At 74.9% G+C, this 19127-nt stretch carries 14 protein-coding genes; 10 read left to right on the forward strand and 4 right to left on the reverse strand.

Features of this window, described 5'->3' with window-relative positions; all coding sequences use genetic code 11:
* A partial coding sequence (locus tag FLM69_RS05550; RefSeq protein ID WP_255502733.1) for a 3-oxoacyl-ACP synthase III occupies positions 1-1118 on the reverse strand: 1118 nt, incomplete at its 3' end.
* Between the two features lie 270 nt (positions 1119-1388).
* Between FLM69_RS05550 and FLM69_RS05555 the strand changes: the two genes are divergently transcribed.
* The 3 genes from FLM69_RS05555 to cydC are packed head-to-tail and all read left to right on the forward strand — an operon-like array spanning position 1389 to position 7525.
* Complete coding sequence (locus FLM69_RS05555) at positions 1389-2963, forward strand: cytochrome ubiquinol oxidase subunit I (RefSeq protein WP_036314107.1); 1575 nt, start codon at positions 1389-1391, stop codon at positions 2961-2963.
* Between the two features lie 27 nt (positions 2964-2990).
* Positions 2991-4013 carry a cytochrome d ubiquinol oxidase subunit II gene (gene cydB, locus FLM69_RS05560; protein ID WP_036314110.1) on the forward strand — a complete coding sequence of 341 codons (1023 nt, stop codon included), beginning with the start codon at positions 2991-2993 and terminating at the stop codon, positions 4011-4013.
* Complete coding sequence (gene cydC, locus FLM69_RS05565) at positions 4010-7525, forward strand: thiol reductant ABC exporter subunit CydC (RefSeq protein ID WP_036382811.1); 3516 nt, start codon at positions 4010-4012, stop codon at positions 7523-7525. Before cydB ends, cydC begins: the two co-directional genes overlap by 4 nt.
* Positions 7526-7535: 10 nt before the next feature.
* Here cydC and FLM69_RS05570 read toward each other — a convergent pair whose 3' ends face one another.
* The gene (locus tag FLM69_RS05570) at positions 7536-10142 is read right to left on the reverse strand and encodes a DNA topoisomerase (ATP-hydrolyzing) subunit A (RefSeq protein ID WP_036336994.1); all 2607 of its coding nucleotides are present in this window, start codon (positions 10140-10142) and stop codon (positions 7536-7538) included.
* 48 nt (positions 10143-10190) lie between these two features.
* Between FLM69_RS05570 and FLM69_RS05575 the strand changes: the two genes are divergently transcribed.
* From FLM69_RS05575 to FLM69_RS05585, 3 genes are read left to right on the forward strand one after another with little or no spacing between them, the layout of a single operon-like run.
* Positions 10191-12920, forward strand: a complete 2730-nt coding sequence (locus FLM69_RS05575) for a GNAT family N-acetyltransferase (protein ID WP_036382814.1) — start codon at positions 10191-10193, stop codon at positions 12918-12920.
* 57 nt (positions 12921-12977) lie between these two features.
* A complete protein-coding gene (locus FLM69_RS05580) occupies positions 12978-13646 on the forward strand; it encodes a DUF5998 family protein (RefSeq protein ID WP_036382843.1) in 669 nt (222 codons plus the stop codon).
* On the forward strand, positions 13643-14824 hold the full coding sequence (locus FLM69_RS05585; RefSeq protein ID WP_036382815.1) for an alkaline phosphatase family protein: 1182 nt from the start codon (positions 13643-13645) through the stop codon (positions 14822-14824). The genes FLM69_RS05580 and FLM69_RS05585 overlap by 4 nt, the downstream gene beginning before the upstream one ends.
* A gap of 30 nt (positions 14825-14854) precedes the next feature.
* Here the strand turns inward: FLM69_RS05585 and sepH are convergent, their stop codons facing one another.
* A complete protein-coding gene (gene sepH, locus FLM69_RS05590; protein ID WP_036382816.1) occupies positions 14855-16279 on the reverse strand; it encodes a septation protein SepH in 1425 nt (474 codons plus the stop codon).
* A gap of 291 nt (positions 16280-16570) precedes the next feature.
* Between sepH and FLM69_RS05595 the strand changes: the two genes are divergently transcribed.
* Positions 16571-16870 (forward strand): DUF4193 domain-containing protein, encoded by a 300-nt coding sequence (locus FLM69_RS05595; protein WP_002858157.1) that lies wholly within the window; start codon positions 16571-16573, stop codon positions 16868-16870.
* Positions 16871-16889: 19 nt separating this feature from the next.
* On the opposite strand, the gene FLM69_RS05600 is transcribed toward FLM69_RS05595, so the two are convergent.
* Positions 16890-17432 (reverse strand): DUF3093 domain-containing protein, encoded by a 543-nt coding sequence (locus tag FLM69_RS05600; RefSeq protein WP_036382817.1) that lies wholly within the window; start codon positions 17430-17432, stop codon positions 16890-16892.
* A gap of 117 nt (positions 17433-17549) precedes the next feature.
* Between FLM69_RS05600 and dut the strand changes: the two genes are divergently transcribed.
* From dut to FLM69_RS05615, 3 genes are read left to right on the forward strand one after another with little or no spacing between them, the layout of a single operon-like run.
* Entirely contained in the window at positions 17550-18032 is a 483-nt protein-coding gene (dut, locus tag FLM69_RS05605; protein ID WP_036382821.1) for a dUTP diphosphatase, read from the forward strand.
* Entirely contained in the window at positions 18029-18805 is a 777-nt protein-coding gene (locus tag FLM69_RS05610) for a DUF3710 domain-containing protein (protein ID WP_141843412.1), read from the forward strand. The genes dut and FLM69_RS05610 overlap by 4 nt, the downstream gene beginning before the upstream one ends.
* Positions 18802-19119, forward strand: coding sequence for an OB-fold nucleic acid binding domain-containing protein (locus FLM69_RS05615; RefSeq protein WP_036382824.1), 318 nt, complete (start codon positions 18802-18804; stop codon positions 19117-19119). Before FLM69_RS05610 ends, FLM69_RS05615 begins: the two co-directional genes overlap by 4 nt.
* The last annotated feature ends 8 nt before the right edge of the window (positions 19120-19127 follow it).

A 19127-nucleotide genomic window follows, 5' to 3' on the forward strand; every position in this document is an offset into this window, starting at 1 on the left:
ATGTCCATTAATGGTGGAGGTATTATTTGTTTAAACGTGTGCTTCACCATTGGCACAGTTTCGAAGGCGTTCGTCGGCAGCGTCCGATGTTTATAAGAGACAGGCATCGCGGTGTTCAGACCCGAGCCCACGCCCAGGCAGACCACTGTGTCCCCGTCCTCCAGGGCGTCCATCTCCCGCACGAGGGTGATGGGCAGCGACGCCGGGCCGACGTTGCCCAGCGTGGGGAACGTCGTCGGGATGCGCGCCGGGTCCAGGTGGGCGGACTCCGCGATCGCGTCGGTGTGCATCTGCGAGACCTGGTGGGTGATGAACCGGTCGGCCTGCGGCCACGCCCACTCCGCCGGGACGTCGTGCCACGCGTCCATCACGAGCTCGAGACCGTCCTTGAGCAGGGCGGTGGAGTCGGTGTACATGCCGTGGTGGTCGCCCACGCACAGGCCGTGGTGGTCGGTGCCGGCGCGGGTGATCCCGCGGACGATCCGATGGGCGTCCGGGTGGTCCTCGATGCGGCCGACGACGGCGGCGGCGGCCCCGGAGCCCAACGTCAGGGACGCGAACTGCTCCATGAAGTTGCCGCGGTGCGTGGTCTCGGCGTGCAGGTTGGCCACGGTGGCGGCCTGCACCTTCGAGGCGTCCTCGGCGGCGACCACGACCGCGTAGTCGATCTGGCCGGCGTCCACCAGGGTGGAGGCGAGCATGAGGCCGTTGACGAACCCGAGGCACGCGTTCGTGATGTCGAAGTTGGTCGCCGAGGTGGGCAGCCCCATGAGGTGGTGGATCCGCACGGCCACGGAGGGCTCGAGCGTGGCCCGGGTCACCGACGTGTTCACGAGCAGGCCCACCCGCTCCCGCGGGACGCCGGCCTGCTCCAGGGCCGCGACGCCGGCGCGCGCGGCGGCCTCCTGGAAGTCCTCGGTCTCGTCCCAGTTCCGTCGGCTGCGCACACCGGCCACCCGCTCCAGGAGGGAGCCGGGCAGGCGCAGGCGGGTGAGCACCTCCGCCAGCTGGTCGTCGAGGTCCTGCGAGGTGACTTCGACGGGGGCCTCCACCTCGGTGACCGCCAGGAGGGCGGCGCGGGAGTACTCGTAGCTGGCGTTGCCGGACACGTTCGTCACCAGGACCAATCTGCGGGGGTCGGGGAGGGGGCGCTCACCTGCGGTGAGACGACAGCCCACTGTATCGGAGGGGTCGGGCGGGGCGCCCGTCGGAGGCCTCGATCGGCCCGAGGCGAACAGGGTCGCCTCGGCCGGGACAGTCCGCGGACACGGTCAGGGCGTCGTCGGCCCGGCGCCGTCCGGCGATGTCACGACGTCCGACGGACTAGGGTGGTGGTATCCAGCGACCGCGTTGTCGCGGTCGAACGCCTGTCTCAGGAGCGCAGCCTCGTGGATCCCCTCGAACTCGCACGGTGGCAGTTCGGCATCACCACCGTCTACCACTTCCTCATGGTCCCGCTGACCATCGGACTCGGCCTCGTCGTCGCCGTCCTGCAGACCCTCTGGGTCGCCACGGGCAAGGACCACTACCTGCGGATGACGAAGTTCTGGGGAAAGCTGTTCCTGATCAACTTCATCATGGGCGTGGCCACCGGGCTGGTGCAGGAGTTCCAGTTCGGCATGGCCTGGTCGGAGTACTCCCGGTTCGTCGGGGACGTCTTCGGGGCGCCGCTGGCCCTCGAGGCGCTCATCGCGTTCTTCCTGGAATCGGTGTTCCTGGGCATCTGGATCTTCGGCTGGGACCGGATCCCGCGAAGACTCCACCTGGCCGCCCTGTGGTGCGCGGTGCTGGGGATCAACCTCTCGGCCTACTTCATCATGGTGGCCAACGGCTTCATGCAGCACCCGGTGGGCTATGAGGTCGTCGACGGCCGCCCGGTGCTCAACGACCTCGGCGCCGTGCTGACCAACCCGATCGTCCTCACCCACTACCCGCACACCATCTTCGGCTCCTGGGCCGTGGCCGGCGGCTTCCTCGTGGGGATCGCCTGGTACCACCTGTGGAAGCGCCGCCGGGACGGCATCGACGTCGTGGACGAGGCGGGCCGGGTCGTCGTCGGCGACGCCGGCACCGCCGCCCGGGACCGCACCGACCACCGCGTCTGGCTCACCTCGCTGCGCGCCGGGGCGGCCGTCGCCCTGATCGGCTTCGTCGGCACCGCATTCTCCGGCCATGCCCAGGCCCAGCAGATGATCCACTTCCAGCCCACCAAGATGGCCGCCGCGGAGGCCGCCTGCCACGACGGCACCGCGTTCTCCGTGCTCACCCTCGGCGATGTGCGCTCGGGTGGAGCGACCACCTGCGAGGACGTCCAGGGCGTGATCGAGGTGCCGGGCCTGCTCTCCTACCTCGCGTACGAGGACTTCACCACGCCGGTGCGCGGCATCAACACCCTGCTGCCGGAGTTCGAGCAGAAGTACGGCACGCACCTGCCCGACTCCGAGCTCTACGGCGACCGCGCCGGCAGCGAGATCTCCTATCTGCCGCTGATGGAGGTCACCTACTGGGGATTCCGGCTCATGATCCTCTTCGGCGGACTCGGCGCGCTCGCGGCACTGGGCGCGCTGTGGTTCTCCCGCCGCGGCACCGTCCCGGCCTCCCGTGGCTGGATGCGCCTGGCCGTGGCCTCGATCGGGGCGCCGTTCGCGGCGAACATGACCGGCTGGGTGTTCACCGAGATGGGCCGGCAGCCGTTCGTGGTGTACCCGAACCCGGCGATGGGCGTGGATCAGGTGTACATGTTCACCGCCGCGGCCGTCTCGCCCGGGGTCACGGGTGAAGAGGTCCTCGTGTCCCTGATCGTCCTGGTCGGGATCTACGCGGTGCTGCTGGGCGTCGAGGTCTTCCTGCTGACCCGGTTCGTCCGCGGCGGCGTCCCGGCCGCCATGCCGGAGCTCACCGCCGCCGAGCACTCCGATGAACAGAAGCGCGACCGCGACGACGTGCTCGCGTTCGCCTACTGACCCGCTCGCAGAGAGGACAGCACGACCATGGCTGAGGTCCTTCCCGTCTACTGGTACGTCATCATCGCCGTGCTCTGGCTCGGCTACCTGGCCCTCGAGGGCTTCGACCTCGGGGTCGGCATGCTCGTGCGCTTCTGGGCGCGGGACGAGCCACGGCGCCGGGTGCTGCTGAACATCATCGGCCCCGTCTGGGAGGGCAACGAGGTGTGGCTGATCACCGCCGTCGGAGCGATGTTCGCGGCCTTCCCGTTCTGGTACGCGGCGGTGTTCTCCACCCTGTACCTGCCGATGCTCGTGATGCTGTTCGGTCTGATCCTGCGGGCGGTGTCCATCGAGTACCGCGGCAAGGCCGCCACCGACGCCGGCCGGGAGATCTGGACCTGGACCCTGGGCATCGGCTCGTTCCTGGCGGCCTTCATGGCCGGCGTGCTGCTCGTGCTGACGACGACCGGCCTGCCGCTGGACGCCAACGGGGACCGGGTGGGCGGCCCCTTCGTGTGGGTGACCGGCCCGGCGCTGCTCGGTGGTCTGGCCGTGGTCGGCTTCTCCCTGGCGCAGGCGTGGGCGTTCATCGGCCTGAAGACCGACGGCGCCCCCCGCCGGTCGGCCGCCCGCTTCCTGTCCACGTGGACCCCGCTGGCCGTGCTGCCGCTGCTGGTCTGGGCAGGGCTCGTGGTGGCCCGCGGCGACCGCCCGTGGACCTGGGCGCTGCTGGTGCTGGCCGTCGTGGCGGTGGCCGCGTCGGTGGTGGCCGCCCGGGCCGGCCGCGAGGGCCTGGCCTTCACGTCCCTGACGCTGGTTCTGGTGCTGGCGTGGACGGCGATCATGGTCACCCAGTACCCGGTGGTGCTGCCCTCCACGGTGGACCCGCAGTTCAGCCTCACCGCTCAGCTGGCCTCCTCCGGCCCGTACACCCTGGGCCTGATGGCCGTGATCTCCCTGATCTTCGTGCCCATCGTGCTGGCCTACACGGGGTGGTCCTACTGGATGTTCCGCCGCCGTCTGGCCGACACCCACATCCCGGAGGCCCACCTGGTGGAGCCGCTGTGAGCCCCAGCCGCCCCGCCGCCCCGGCCGTCGAGCGCTCCGCCTCGGCGGCCGGGCCGCCTCCGGGCAGGACCCGTCGGGCCCGGCCCCCGATGACCCCGGCGGCACGTCGGGCCCTGCCGGCCCTGCTGGCCCTTGCCGTGCTGCGCGCGCTCGGCTGGATCCTGCTCGCCGAATCCCTGGCCCGGCTGATCACCGGCCTGGCGATGACCCTGGACCCCGAGGACTCCGCCCGGCTGCTGGAGCTGCTGTTCCACCCGCCGGCCCCCGTGGGCCCTGTGCCCGCCGCGCAGACCCTGAGTGGCCCCGTGCTGCTCGGGGCGGCCGGGGTGGCCCTGCGTGCCCTGGCGGAGGCGGGGCAGCGCGTGGTGGGCCGCCGTGCCGCGCTGGGGGCCCAGCAGCAGGTGCGGGCCGCCGTCGTCGCCCAACGGCTGGCCGCCGCCGACGGCGGACGCCCCCGTTCCGGCGCCGATGCCGTCCTGGTCACCCACGGCCTCAAGAGCCTGGACGACCACTACACCGAAGCCCTGCCCGCGCTGGCCGCCACCGCCGTGGTCCCGGCGGCCCTGGGCGTGTGGATCCTCACCCACGACCTCGTCTCCGCCGTGGTGGCCGCCATCACCCTGCCCCTGGTTCCCCTGTTCATGATCCTGGTGGGCCGCCACACCCAGGAGCGCATCGATGCCGCCCAGGACGGGCTCGACCGGCTGGCCGGGCACCTGCTGGAGCTCGCCCGCGGCCTGCCGGTGCTCGTCGGACTCCACCGGGCCGGCGTCCAGCGCCGCGCTCTGCAGGAGGTCTCCCAGCGGCACCACGCGGCCACGATGGTCACGCTGCGCACCGCATTCCTCTCCGGTCTCGCCCTCGAGCTGATCGCCTCCCTGTCCGTGGCCGTCATGGCGGTGTTCATCGGACTGCGCCTGGTGAACGGGCAGATGGCGCTTCTCGACGGCCTGGTGGTCCTCATCCTCGCCGCCGAGCTCTACCTGCCGCTGCGGGAGGTCGGCGCGGCCTTCCACGCCTCCGAGGACGGCCGCGAGGCCGAGTCCCGCGCCCGGGCCGCGGCCGACGCCCCCGTCCCGGCCCCCGTGCTCGACACGCTCGGGCCGGCCTCCGGGCCGGACCGGGACGGCGGCGTCCTGGTGCAGGACCTGAGCGTCCGGATGGCCGGACGGCAGGTGCTCGAGGGTCTCGACCTCACCGCGCCCCCGGGGCATCTGACCGCCCTGGCCGGGCCCTCCGGCACCGGCAAGTCCACCGTCCTGCGTCTGCTGGCCGGCCTGCTGCGCCAGGACGCCGCCGAGGCCACCGGCCGGGTCGCCGGAGTCGACACGGAACGCACCCTCTGGATCGGGCAGCACCCCGTGCTGACCGAGCGCACGGTCGCCGGCGAACTGGACCTGGCCGCCGGGGGTGCGCTGCCCGGTCCCGTTCGCTCCGCCGTGCTGGCCGCCGTGGCGCTCGAGGGTCTCCAGGAGCGGGACCCGGCCGATCTGAGTCCGGGGGAGTGCCGGCGGGTCGCGGTCGCCCGCCTCCTGGCCCGCCTGCACGCCGCGGACGGGACCGGCCCGTGGCTCGTACTCCTGGACGAGCCCACCGCCCACCTGGACGGCGCCGTCGCCGCCGTCGTCGTCGAGACCCTCGCGGCCTTGCCCTCCGGTGCGGTGCCCGGGCTGAGCACGCCGCAGTGCACCGTGCTGGCCGCCTCCCACGATCCCACCCTGCTGACGGCCGCCGACGCCATCGTCCGGCTGGCCCCCGGCGCCGGTCCGACCGCCGGATCCCCGGCCACGGCTATGCCGGTCGCCGCCGCCCAGGGGCGTGCGCGGCCGGAGCCGGTCACCCCGCGACAGGTCTCGCTGCGGGCCGGACTGCGGCTGCTGCCGTGGCGGCAACCGAAGCTCTGGGCCGGCATCGGCTGGGCCGCCGGGACCCACGTGTCCGCGGCACTGCTGGCGGCACTGTCCGGCTGGCTGATCGTCACCGCCTCGACGCGGCCGCCGGTGCTCTACCTGCTGGCCGTGATCGTGCTGGTGCGCGGGTTCGGCCTGTCCCGGGCCGTGTTCCGCTACCTGGACCGGCTGACCACCCACGACGCCGTGTTCGGCTGGGCCACGGAGCTGCGGCTGCGCCTGTGGGACGCGCTGGGCCGTCAACCCCGGCTGTGGGGGCGGGTGGGCCGGACCGACGGCGCCCTGTCCCTGTTGGTCTCGGACGTGGACGCCTTTCGGGACGCGGTGCCCCGGGTGCTCGTGCCTGCCCCGGCGGCCCTGCTCGCCTGGCTGGCCACCGCCGCCCTGACCTGGGCGTTGGCCCCGGAGCTGGCGGTCGTGGCCCTGGTGCCCGGGGCAGTCGCCCTGGTGGTGATCCCCGCGCTGGTCGCCGTCCTGGACCGCCGCCAGACCGCGGCCCAGGTGCGAGGGCAGGGCGCGCTCGTCGACCGTGTGGCCGCCGTGCTGAACGCGGCCGGGGACCTGCGCGGGCTGGGGCTGACCGAGCCTGCGCTGAGGGGACTGGCGGTGCTGGACGACCGGCTGCAGCGTCCCCGCCGTCGGGCCGCGTGGGCCGCCGGCGGGGGCCGGGCGCTGGCGGTCGCGGCCTCCGGGGGGATCGCGGTGGCCGCGGCGGCCGCGGCGGCCCACACCGGCACCTCAGCGCCGGTCGCGGCCCTGGTGGTGCTGCTCGCACTCTCCTGGGCCGAGCCCTATGGGGCGCTGGCCGCCGCCGCCCAGCACTGGGGCACCCTGGCGGATCGGGCGCGGGCGACCGGCGAGCTGCTCGGCCCGGAGGAGGGCGGAGCTGCCGCGGCGCCGCCTGAGCCGGCGGAGGCCGCAGAGCCGGAGGCACGGGTGTGCCGCCTGCGCCTGGTCGAGGCCGCCTTCGCCCACCCCGGTGCGCCGCCGCTGTGGACCGACCTGGAGCTCGACCTGGCCCCCGGGGACGTCGCCGTCGTCACCGGGCCCTCCGGATCCGGGAAGTCGACCCTGCTGGCCGTGCTGCTGGGCTTCCTGCCCCTGACCGCCGGCCGGTACACGCTCGAGACCGTGCCCCCGACGCCCCAGCCGGACCCGGTCCGCCCGGACGCGACGGCGCTGGCCCGGGTCGCCTGGACCCCGCAGGACGCCCTGATCTTCGACTCCACGGCGCGCGGCAACCTCGCCCTGGCCCGCGGCGTCGCGGACGCCCCGTCCGACGCAGAGCTCACCGCCGCGCTCGAGCTGGTGGGACTGGGTCCGTGGCTGGCCGCGGCACCGCAGGGCCTGGACACGCGCGTCGGCCCTGGCGGGCAGCGGCTCTCGGGCGGGCAGCGTCAACGCCTGGCCGTGGCCCGGGCTCTCGTGGCCCGCGCCGATGTCGTGCTGCTGGACGAGCCGACCGCACACGTGGACGCCGACGAGGCACGCGCCCTCATCACGGATCTGCGCCGGGCTCTGGCAGACAGGATCGTCGTGATCGTCACCCATGACGGCAGGCTGCTCGAGGACGGTGACGTCCCTGTGCGGGTCGGTTGCTGAGGCCCCCTGATCAGTCCGCGGACACGGCCACGGCGTCGTCCTCGGCGGGCGGGGCCGAGACGAGGTCGGGGGAGGCGCCGGCACCGACGGCCTCGATGCGCTGGTCCACGGGCACGCCCGAGCCGTCCCGACGCCCGTACTCGATCGGCAGCGCGCGGGCCACCCCGGCCCGCGAGGCCGCGAGCGCGGGCGCAGCGCCGATCCAGCCGAGCTCGAGGCCGCTCTCGCCCTTGAGCAGCCGGTGGGCGCGCACGCCGCCGGTGCCGCGGCCCTTGGCCGGATACTCCCCGAGCGGCGTGACCTTGACGGAGCCCGGGGCGGAGCCGAGCACGTCCGCCTCGCCGTCCGTCACGGTCACCACGACGGCGGGCCGTGGGTGGGCGGCGGCGTCCGCACCGGTCTCGGTGAGGGAGGCGGCGGGGGCCACCCCGAACGCGAGCACCGTGTCCCCGGCGGCCAGCCGGATGCCCGCGACACCGCCGCCGGCCGGGCCCTGGGGGCGCACGGCGGAGGCGGCGTAGCGCAGCAGCTGGCCGGTGCGGGTGAGGAAGACGAGCTGGTCGGCCTCGTCCGGGGCGGGGGCGGCGCCGACCACCGCATCGCCGTCCTTCAGGGCGACGGCGTCGACGACCTGGCGGTTCAGGGGCCATTCCGGCCGGACGCGCTTGACGACCCCGTGGGCGGTGCCCAGCGCCAGGACGGCGTCCAGGGGGACCAGGGCCACGAGCGTCTCGCCCTTGGCCAGGGGCACCAGCTCCGCGGCGGGGACGGCCGCGGTCATCGCGGGGGCCGCGGACGGCTCGCCGGCCACCGGCAGGTCGACCGCCTGGAGGCGGTGCAGCGCGCCGGCGGAGGTGAGGGCCCCGATCTCACCGCGGGCCGTCGTCGGGACCACGGAGGCGAAGGCGTCGTGCTTGCGGCGCCGGCCCTGCGGGGCGATCGGCGTGCGGTCCGCGGTGCGCAGCAGGCGTCCGGAGGTGGAGAGCAGGGCCCAGCACGCCGTGTCCGGGACCATCAGGTCCGCCCCGGCCTCCGCGGCGCCGGCGGGGGTGGGCCCGGACGGTGCGGGCCCGGCGGCGGGGGCCGCGGCGGTCTCGGCCTCGAGCAGGACCGTGCGCCGGTCGTCGCCGTGCTCGTCGGCGACGGCCTGCAGCTCGGCCGAGACCACCTCACGCAGCCGCGCGTCGGAGGCGAGGATCGCCTCGAGCTCGGCGATCGCGGCCTGCAGCTCGTCGCGCTCGGCCTCCAGCTCGATGCGGGAGAATCTCGTCAGCTGGCGCAGCCGCAGCTCCAGGATGTGGTCGGCCTGCACCTGGGTGAGGTCGAAGACGCCCATGAGGCGGGTGCGCGCGGCCGTGGTGTCGTCCGAGGAACGGATGATCTCGATGACCTCGTCGATGTCCACGAGCGCCAGCAGCAGGCCCTCGACGAGGTGGAGGCGGTCGCGGTGCTTGCCGAGGCGGTGCCCGGTGCGGCGCCGCACCACGTCCAGACGGTGGTCCACGTAGACCCGCAGCAGGGGCAGCAGGCCCAGGGTCTGCGGCTGGCCGTCGACGAGCGCGACGTTGTTGATCCCGAACGTCTCCTCGAGCGGGGTGTGCCGGTACAGGGCGGCCAGCACGGCCTGGGGGTTGAACCCGGACTTGAGCTCGATCTGCAGGCGCAGCCCGTTCTTGCGGTCCGTCAGGTCCACGACGTCGGCGATGCCGCTGAGCTTCTTCGCGTCGACGCCGGCCTTGATCCGCTCGATGACCTTCTCGGGGCCCACGCCGTACGGCAGCTCGGTGACGACCAGGCCGGTGCGCCGCGCGGAGACCTGCTCCACGGCGACGGCGGCCCGCATGCGGAACGTGCCGCGGCCGGTCGCGTAGGCGTCGCGGACGCCGTCGAGCCCCACGATCCGGCCGCCCGAGGGGAGGTCGGGGCCGGGGATGTGGGCCATGATCGCCTCGAGGTCCGCCTCGGGGTCCGCGAGCAGGTGGCGCGCGCCCGCCACGACCTCGCGCAGGTTGTGCGGGGCCATGTTCGTGGCCATGCCGACGGCGATGCCGGTGGTGCCGTTGACGAGCAGGTTGGGGTAGGCGGCGGGCAGCACGGCCGGCTGCTGGAGCTGGTTGTCGTAGTTGGGGACGAAGTCCACGGTGCCCTCGTCGAGGTCCGCGGTGAGCGCCAGGGCGGCCGGGGCCATGCGGGCCTCCGTGTAGCGCGGGGCCGCGGGGCCGTCGTCGAGCGAGCCGAAGTTGCCGTGCCCGTCCACCACGGGCAGGCGCAGGGAGAACGGCTGGGCGAGGCGGACCATCGCGTCGTAGATCGCGGCGTCGCCGTGGGGGTGCAGCTTGCCCATCACCTCGCCCACCACACGGGCGGACTTCACGTGGCCGCGGTCCGGGCGCAGGCCCATGCGGGACATCATGTAGAGGATGCGCCGCTGCACCGGCTTGAGGCCGTCGCGCGCGTCCGGCAGGGCGCGCGAGTAGATCACCGAGTAGGCGTACTCGAGGAAGGACGCCTCCATCTCCTCGGAGACGTCGACGTCGACGATGTTCTCCTGCTCCAGCGGCAGCGGGCGCGGGGCGTCCTGCTCGGCGGGGCGGGAACGGGATGAACGGGCCATCATGGTGGTCGGGGAGTCCTCACGGCGTCGGGGATTGTCTACAGTGATCCTATGGGTGAGACCGAAGCCGTCCGCGGATATCCCTCCCACTGGGAGGCCGATGTGGTGCTCCGTGACGGTGCGACGGCCCACCTGCGGCCCATCTCGCCCGAGGACGCCGCCGAGCTGCAGCGCATGCACGCCGGGCAGTCCGAGAACTCCATCTACCTGCGCTACTTCACGTACAAGTCCGAGCTGAGCGCCAAGGACCTGGACCGGTTCACCCACGTGGACCACCGGGACCGGGTGGCGTTCGTGATCACCCGCGGCGGCCGACTGCTCGGCGTGGGCCGCTACGACCGCTACGGGGACTCCGACGCCGCGGAGGTCGCCTTCAACATCTCCGACGCCGCGCAGGGCCGCGGACTGGGCTCCATCCTCATGGAGCACCTCGCCGTGGCCGCCCGCGAGAACGGCATCCGCCGCTTCACCGCCGAGGTCCTGCCCGAGAACCGCAAGATGCTCTCGGTGTTCCAGGAGTCCGGCTTCGAGGTGACTCGCCGCTTCGAGGACGGCGTCGTGGCCGTCGAGTTCCCCATCGACCCCACCGCCCGGTGGCGCGCCGTCGTCGAGTCCCGCGAGCACCGCGCCGAGTCCCGCAGCGTCGCCGAGCTGGTCGAGCCCGCGTCCGTGGCCGTCGTCGGCGCCTCCCGCGATCCGCAGGCCGTCGGCTCGCTCGTGCTGCGCCACGTCCTCGAGGCGGGCTTCACGGGAGCCGTCCACGCCGTGAACCGCGCCGCCGAGGACGTCCAGGGCCTCACCGCCCACCGCTCCCTGGCCGACATCGGCGAGCCGGTCGACCTCGTCGTCGTCGCTGTGCCCGCCGACGAGGTCGAGGCCCTCATCCCCGAGGCCGCCGCGGCCGGGGCCCAGGGCCTCGTGGTCCTCACCTCGGGCTACGCCGACGCCGGCGCCGAGGGGCTCGAGGCCCAGCGCCGCCTGGTCTCCCTCGCCCGCGCCCACGGCATGCGCGTGATCGGCCCGGCCTCGGCCGGCCTGGTCCGCACCGACCCCGCGATCCGCCTCAACGCCTCCCCGTCCCCGGGCCTGGCCCAGCGCGGCCCCGTCGGGCTGTTCAGCCAGTCCGGCGCCGTCGGCGCCATGGTCTCCGCCGGCGTCAAGCGCCGCGGGGTGGGGATCTCCACCTCGATCAGCGCCGGCAACCGTGCGGACGTCTCGGGCAACGACGCCATGCAGTTCTTCGAGGCGGACCCCCACACCGCCGCCGTCGGTGTGTACCTCGAGTCGTTCGGCAACCCACGCAAGTTCTCCCGCATCGCCCGGCGGCTCTCCCGCACCAAGCCCGTCGTGGTGGTCCGCTCCGACGTCACCGGGCGCTTCCTGCCCCCGGGCCACGAGACCCGCACCACCCAGGCCCCCGAGGGCACCGTGGACTCGATGCTCGACCAGACCGGCGTGCTCGAGGCCCACACGCACGAGGCCATGCTCGACATCCTCATGGCCGTGGCCAGCCAGCCGCTGCCCACGGGCCACCGCGTCGTCCTCGTGGCCGACTCCCTCGCCCTGGACCGGCTGGGCCGCGACGCCGCGGCCGAGGCCGGGCTGGAGGTCACGGCCACCGTCGGCCTCGTCGGCAGCGAGCAGGGCATCGCCCCGCCCGCCGAGACGCTGGTCTCCGCCGTCCGGGACGCCGTCCGCCACGAGCAGGCCGACGCCGTCGTGGTGCTGGCCCGCCTCGGCCTGCACCAGGCGGACGACGAGCCGGAGCGACTGGCCCACGCCCTCGCCGACGCGACCCGGGACGCCCGCATCCCCGTGCTCGGCTGCCTGACCGACGTCGTCTCCCCGCGCTACCGCGGGGCCACGCTCGGCGCCGCCGGTCCCGTCGACGACGACGCCGAGCCCGGCTCCCTGCAGCCCGGTCTGCCCTTCTACCCGTCGCCGCAGCAGGCCATGACCGTGCTCGGCGCGCTCGCGGACTACGTCCACTGGCGCCGCCAGGAGGTCGGCGAGCCGCTCGAGCCGACCGGCCTGCACCCGCACGAGGCCGAGGAGCTCGTGGAGGCGGCCGCCGCGCGTGCCGAGGGCACCGAACTCGTCCGGCTCTCCGACGAGGAGACCGAGACGCTGCTGGGCCACTACGGGATCACCGTGCTGCCCTCGGCCCGGTTCGAGACCGCCGACGAGGCCGTGGCGGCCGCCGAGCGGCTCGGCTTCCCCGTGGCGCTCAAGGCCGTGGACCCCCACCTGCGGCACCGACTCGACCTGGGCGGCGTCCGCCTGAACGTGGTGGACGCCGACTCCCTGCGCCGCAACGTCGAGCACATGCGCCGTCTGCTCGCGCCGTTCGGCGTGCGCGAGCTCGAGGTCCAGGCCATGGCCCCCGCCGGCCAGGCCTGCATGCTCACGGCGCTCGAGGACCCGCTGCTGGGCCCCGTGGTCTCCTTCGGCATCGCCGGCGACGCCACGGACCTGCTGGGGGACTGGGTGCACCGCGTGCCCCCGCTCACGGACCGGGACGTGGCCCGCATGGTCCGCGCCCCCCGCGCCGCCGTGAAGCTGCGCGGCACCGGCGGGGTGCCCTCCGTCAACCTCGCCGCGCTGGAGGACCTCGTGGGCCGCGTCAGCGTCCTCAAGGACGACCTGCCGCAGGTCGCCCGCCTGCGCTTCGCGCCCGTGCTGGCCGCCCCCGAGGGCGTGACGGTGCTGCAGGCCGAGGTGCACGTCGCCAACGCGGCCCGCCGCACCGACTCGGCCCGGCGCGCGCTGCGCGGCCGCTGACCGGGCCGTCCACAGCGGGCCCGGACGGCCCGGCACCGGACCCGTAGCATGGGGGACATGAGCCCGTTCCGCAGGAGTCACGAGCCCGGCCGTCCCGACCACCGCCCCGACGCCCCCGAGGCCGAGGGCCGGCAGCGCGAGGCCCGCACCCTGGACGGCAGCGGCGGCCTCGACGCCTCGCTCGTCCGCGCCGGCTTCTACCCGGACCTCGTGGCGCACGCCATCGCCGTCGAGCTCGAAGGCCGCACCCCGGACGCGCACCTCGTCCACGTGGACACGCACTTCGACTACGAGGAGATCCACCGGCACATCACGGCCCTCGTGCTCGCCGGGGACACCCTGCTGGCCGTCCACCTCGACGACCACGCCGCCGACCCGGCCGGCCAGGCGGTCCTCGCCCAGGTCTCCACCGAGATGGTCCCGGTCCGCGCCCTCGGCTCCGTGGTCCTGACCACCGGCCACGCCGACCCCGCCCGCTTCCGGCCGTCCGACCCCGTGGCCGAGATGACCCTCGGGCTGATGTGGGCCGGAGGCCAGCGACTGGACCTGCAGCCCGCCGGCTGCGCCGACCCCCAGTGCGACCTCGACCACGGCTACACCGGCACCGCCACCCGCGAGGACCTCGTGATCCGCGTCGCCGCCGACGCCGACGGGCAGGGGGCCGTCGACGGCGCCCTGGCCTTCGCCCGGGCCCTGCGCCGCGCCCACCTGGCGGCCACCACGTGACGGGGCCCGCCCTCCCCGCGGGCGTGGTCCCCGCCGACCGTGCCCTGCGCTCCGTCCTGACCTCCGCCGCGGCCGCCCTCGGTGTCCCGGGCTGTGAGAACGCGCTCGCGGTCCCGGCGGGCCGCCGCGTGGTCGTCGCCCTGGTGGACGGCCTCGGACGGTCCCTGCTGAAGCGCTTCGGCGGCCACGCCCCCACGCTGCGCTCGGCGATGGCCGACGGCGGCCGCGTCCTCGAGGTGGCCGTGCCCACCACGACGGCCGCCTCCCTCACGAGCCTGGGCACCGGGCTGGACGTCGGGGAGCACGGCGTGGCCGGCTACGACGTGCTCGACCCGGACCGGGACGTGGTGATCAATCAGCTGGGCGGCTGGGACGAGGCCACCGACCCGGTGGGGTGGCAGCCGAAGCCCACCGTGTTCGAGCGCGCCGCCGCGGCCGGCGTGGACGCCGTCACGGTCTCGCTGCCCGCCTTCGAGCGTTCGGCCCTGACACGGGCGGGGCTGCGTGGCGGCCGGTTCGTGGCCGGTCGCACCCTGATCGCCCGCGCCCAGGCCGCCGAACGCGTGATGAAGGACGCGCGCATGCCCACGCTCGTCTACTTCTACGTCAACGAGCTGGACAAGGCCGGCCACCGGGACGGCGTGGGCTCGGAACGGTGGCTGCACGCCCTCGAGGAGATCGACGCGGCGGTGCGGCGCCTGGTGGACCGCGTGCCCGCCGGGACGGTGGTGCTCGCCACCGGCGACCACGGCATGGTCGACGTGCCGCCGTCGCGCCGCGTGGACTACGCCGCCCTGGACGAGGCCGGGGAGCTCGCCGACCCCGCGCTGCTCGAGGGGATCGCGCACACCGCGGGGGAGCCCCGCCTCGTGCAGCTGCACTTCCGGTCCGACGCGGGTCCGGACGTGCGCGCGAGGGTGCGGCGCACCTGGGCCGAGCGCTACGGGGCGCACGCGTGGGTGCTCACGCGGGACGAGGCCGTCGACGCCGGCTGGTTCGGCGCCGTCGTCGAGGACCGGGTCCGTGCCCGCATCGGGGATCTGCTCGTCGCCGTGCACGGGGATCTGGCCCTCTACGACGGCCGGCGGGTGCCCCCGCACGCCTTCGAGATGGTGGGCCAGCACGGCGCGCCCACGCGCGCCGAGCGGGAGGTCCCGCTGCTCACCTGGCACCGCTGAGCCCGCCCCGCGGCCGGGGCCGGGCCGGGGTCAGTCGCCCTTGCGGCCGAAGACGATCTCGTCCCAGCTGGGCACGGACGCGCGGCGAGCGGCCGAGCGGGCCCGGGGGCGCGGCGTGACGGTCGGCATGGCAGGGCGCGCGGCACGCTCGCGAGGCGCGGGCTCCGCCCCCTCGTCCTCGACACCCGCGTCCGCGACGTCTGCGGCAGTGTCCTCGGCGCGGTCGGTCTCGGCGGCCGGTTCCGGCGCGTCGACGACCGGGGCGTCGTCGGCGGTCGTCAGGGCCCCCTCGGCGTCGACCGGGGCGAGCCGCTCGGGCGCCTGGGCGGCCTCGCGCCGACTCCGGTCCTGGTGCTCGCGAGCGATCAGGTGCGCGAGCGCGTCGTCCGACTCCAGGTCCGCGCCCACACGCTGACCCCGGCGCACCCGCAGGATCTCCAGCAGATCGGCGTCGCGGTCGGCGGCCGGGGAGTGCGCACCCGCGGGGGTCACGGCGTCCTCGGCGTCCACGTCGTCCGTCACCGGTTCGGCCGCGGGGGCGCGGGGGACCAGGTCCCAGGCCTCCGCCTCGGACAGGGCGCGGGCCCAGGCGTTCTCGGGTTCGAGGTGGCGTCCGGCCGGGCGGAACGTCCAGAGCGCCGGCGGCTCCTCGCGGGTGGGCAGACTCCTCGCACCGGCCACGGCGAACCGGGCGGCCACGGTCCAGCCGGCCTGGTCCTCGCGCCACGCGTCCCACTCGAGGCTCGCCTCGTCCACGCCCAGCTCGGCGAGCCGGTGCGCGGCGAGCTCGCCGAGCGTGGTGGGGCCGCCGTCCTGGACGAGGTCCGAGTAGAGGTCGGGCCCGCCGACCCAGACCTCGACGGCGCGGGCCTGCCGGGCGATCCAGTCGCGCTCGGCCAAGACGGGGTGACCGTAGGTGCGGATGCGCGAGAACGCGTTCCCGCTCTCCCGGGCCACCTGCTCCACGGAGGCGCCCGCACGGATGCGCTGCTGGATCTCCCGGGGGGTGAGGGGCACGGCCTCCTGGGTCGCGGCGGCCTTGACGGACTCCTGGTCGGTCAGCGGCGCCGGGGTCGGTCCGTCCGCGGTCGAGTCGTCGGCCACGGGCCGCGGGTCGATCCGCGGGGTGAGCGCGAGGTCCTCGTCCGGCCGGGCCGGGCCGGAGGGCGCCTCGGGAGCCCGCTCGTCCTCCTCCGCGGCATCGTCGGCGTGCGTCGCCGCGTCCACCGGTCCCTCGGCGTCCTCGTCGTCCGCCCCGGGGACGTCCATCTCCGTCATGTCGTGCCAGGCCGCGGGGCCGTCCTCGGCCGGTCGCCCGTCCTCGGGCGCGGCGCCCTCGATGACCAGCCGGCGCAGATAGGGGGAGAGGGGGAGCGTGTGCTCCTCGCCCTCGGGCCCCGACAGGCGCAGCGCGTCGCCGTCCTCGGTGGGTCCGGTCAGTCGCAGCTCTGCCATGGCGGTGGTCCCTCCCACATCGTGTTCTGGTCACCGGGCATGCGGACGCCCGGCCGGGCATGCCCCGATCCTAGCCGCCGTGCCGCAGACCACGGCCCGGGCGAGGGACGAGCGCCCGCGCGAATCCGCCCTGGGCGAGCGTGCCCGACAACATTTGGCACGGGTTCGGCCATGGTGCACAATCTACGCGCAACGGCGCAGGCCGGTGACGCGTGGTCCGCCCACGACGCCGCCCGCGCAGTGCCGGCACCGGTCCCGGTGCCGTCCCCCACCAGCGGAGCGTGAAACCCCATGGCCACTGACTACGACGCCCCTCGCAAGAACGAGGAAGAGCTGAGCCAGAACTCCATCGAGGAGCTGAAGGCACGGCGCACGGACACCCAGTCCGCCGTCGTGGACGAGGACGAAGCGGAGGCCGCCGAGGGGTTCGAGCTGCCCGGCGCCGACCTCTCGGGTGAAGAGCTGATGGTGCGGGTGCTGCCCGCCCAGTCGGATGAGTTCACCTGCGCCTCCTGCTTCCTGGTCCGCCATCGCTCGCAGGCCGCGCGTGAGAAGAACGGCCTGATCTACTGCACCGACTGCGAGGGCTGAGCCCCCGCCGCCGGGGCGGTCAGCGGCCCTCGGCCGTCCCCTCCTGCCGGGCCATGGTCCCGCCGAGGGCCGCGACCAGCTCCTCCGGACGCCGGGTGCTGGTCAGCCAGTAGGGTGTGCGGTCGCGCTCGTCGGTCAGCTGGATCCGCACGACGGGCGCGATCCAGCCGCGCACGTTCACGAAGGCCAGCCCGTGCAGCAGCGGGCCGCGCTGGGCCCGGGCGTCCTCGCCGCGATACCCCGTGACCTGACCGACGTGGTGCCGTTCGATGCTGGCGCGGCCCACCTGGAGGGTGCGTTCGCGCACCACGATGCGCGGGGTGGTGGCCACCAGGATCAGGACCTCGACGGCGAAGAACGCGACGGCGGCCGCGATGCCCACCCCGAGGTCGATCGGCGCGAACACGAGTATCGTCAGCGCCGCCAGCATGAGCGCCACGGCCCAGACCCCCGGGGAGGGCGTCAACCGCTCCTCGAACAGGACCGGATCGGGTCCCGCCGCGGCGCCCTCGGGGGCGCGGCGGGAGGCATCGGCGACGGGGTGCTGCTGGGGATCACGCATGGGTCCCAGCTTCCCACATCCGGACTCCGGTCCCGCCGCGCGGCACCGGCAAGGGCGCCCGCCCGGCCGCCTCGACGCGGCCCCGGGCCGACGGGTGCTCGTGTAGGGTCGGGCCTCGTGACCGACTCCGCCGAGCTGCCCGTGCCCCTGCACGCCCTCGATCCGGGCCTGGCCCCGCCCGCCTACGCGCAGCCGGGCGACGCGGGCGCGGACCTGCGCACCGCCGTCGACGTGACCCTGGCCCCGGGTGAGCGTGCCCTCGTGCCGACCGGCGTGGCGCTGGCCATCCCGGAGGGCCACGCGGGGTTCGTGCACCCCCGCTCGGGCCTCGCGGTCCGCCACGGCCTGAGCGTCGTCAACGCCCCCGGCACCATCGACGCCGGCTACCGCGGCGAGATCAAGGTGCCCCTGATCAACCTGGACCCGACCGAGCCGATCGTGCTGCGCCGCGGCGACCGGATCGCCCAGCTCGTGCTGCAGCCGGTCGTGCGGGCCCGCTTCGAGCCCGTGGACGCGCTGCCCGACTCCGAACGCGGGGCCGGCGGCTTCGGCTCGACCGGCGGCTTCACCGCCGACACCACCCCTGGGAGGACGTCGTGATCTTCGGACGCAACCGCACCGTGCGCCACGAGCAGGTCAGCCTGCCGGCCGAGCTGCTGGAGGAGCGCGACCTCGAGATCGCCGCCGCGCCGGAGGCAGCCGACGTCGGTCCGCACGACGTCGCCACCCGCCCGGATCCCGCCGGCATGATCGACCTGGGGTCGCTGCGCCTGCGGGCGGTCCAGGGCATGAAGCTGCGCCTCGACGTCGAGGACGCGACGAAGCGGATCGTCGCCGCCACCGTCAGCCTCGGCCGCTCGGCGCTGCAGGTCCAGGCGTTCAGCGCCCCGCGCCGCACGGGTCTGTGGGACGACCTGCGCGCCGAGCTGCACGACTCCCTGTCGACCACCGCCCATGCGACCGTGCAGGAGCAGACCGGCCGCTTCGGCATCGAGATCCTCACGCGCGTGCCGGCGGCGCTGCCGGACGGCTCGCCGGGGTGGAACGTCGCCCGGTTCGTGGGCGTGGACGGTCCGCGCTGGTTCGTCCGCGGTGTGTTCCACGGCGAGGCCGCCTTCCAGCCGGAGGCCGCTGAGCCGCTGGAACAGGTGTTCTCCGACCTGGTCGTGGTGCGGGGCGACGAGCCGCTCCCGCCGCGCGAGCTGCTGCCCCTGCGTCTGCCTCCCAACGCGCGCCCGCTGCAGCGTCGCCGCCCGGCCCCGGACGAGGGCCGGGACGTGCTCGCGGACACCGCCGCCGGCCCGGGGGACGGCACGGCACCGGAGGCCACCGCGCTGCCCGAGCGCGGTCCGGAGATCACGGAGACCCGGTGAGCCCCGCCGTCGCGGCCCGCCCGACCGGCACCGCGGGCCGCATCGAGCGCCGCGGCGTCATCGCCTCCGTCACGCTGCCCGGCGTGGACGAGGCGACCGTCTTCCGCGCGGTCTTGGCCGACCGCCTGCCCGCGCCCGGGAGCATGGCGCCCGCCGAGACGCTGCAGCTGGTCTGGCACGGGCGGCGCCGCGTGCCCGGCGTCATGCCGGGGGAGTGGCTGACGGTCCGCGGCCGCGTCACCCAGATGGATGGCGTGCCCACCCTGCACAACCCCGAGTTCGACCTGGTCGACGCGCCCGAGGCCACGCTCTGAGCACGGCC

Source organism: Micrococcus sp. R8502A1, from assembly GCF_006704135.1.
In the GTDB taxonomy this organism is placed as follows: Bacteria; Actinomycetota; Actinomycetes; order Actinomycetales; family Micrococcaceae; genus Micrococcus; species Micrococcus luteus.

Bases quoted from the DNA above. Each gene is read 5' to 3' on its own strand.
- FLM69_RS05575 (WP_036382814.1), top strand. From the start codon at position 10,191: ATGGGTGAGACCGAAGCCGTCCGCGGATATCCCTCCCACTGGGAGGCC.
- cydB (WP_036314110.1), top strand. From the start codon at position 2,991: ATGGCTGAGGTCCTTCCCGTCTACTGGTACGTCATCATCGCCGTGCTC.
- FLM69_RS05595 (WP_002858157.1), top strand. From the start codon at position 16,571: ATGGCCACTGACTACGACGCCCCTCGCAAGAACGAGGAAGAGCTGAGC.
- sepH (WP_036382816.1), bottom strand. From the start codon at position 16,279: ATGGCAGAGCTGCGACTGACCGGACCCACCGAGGACGGCGACGCGCTG.
- FLM69_RS05570 (WP_036336994.1), bottom strand. From the start codon at position 10,142: ATGATGGCCCGTTCATCCCGTTCCCGCCCCGCCGAGCAGGACGCCCCG.
- FLM69_RS05580 (WP_036382843.1), top strand. From the start codon at position 12,978: ATGAGCCCGTTCCGCAGGAGTCACGAGCCCGGCCGTCCCGACCACCGC.
- FLM69_RS05600 (WP_036382817.1), bottom strand. From the start codon at position 17,432: ATGCGTGATCCCCAGCAGCACCCCGTCGCCGATGCCTCCCGCCGCGCC.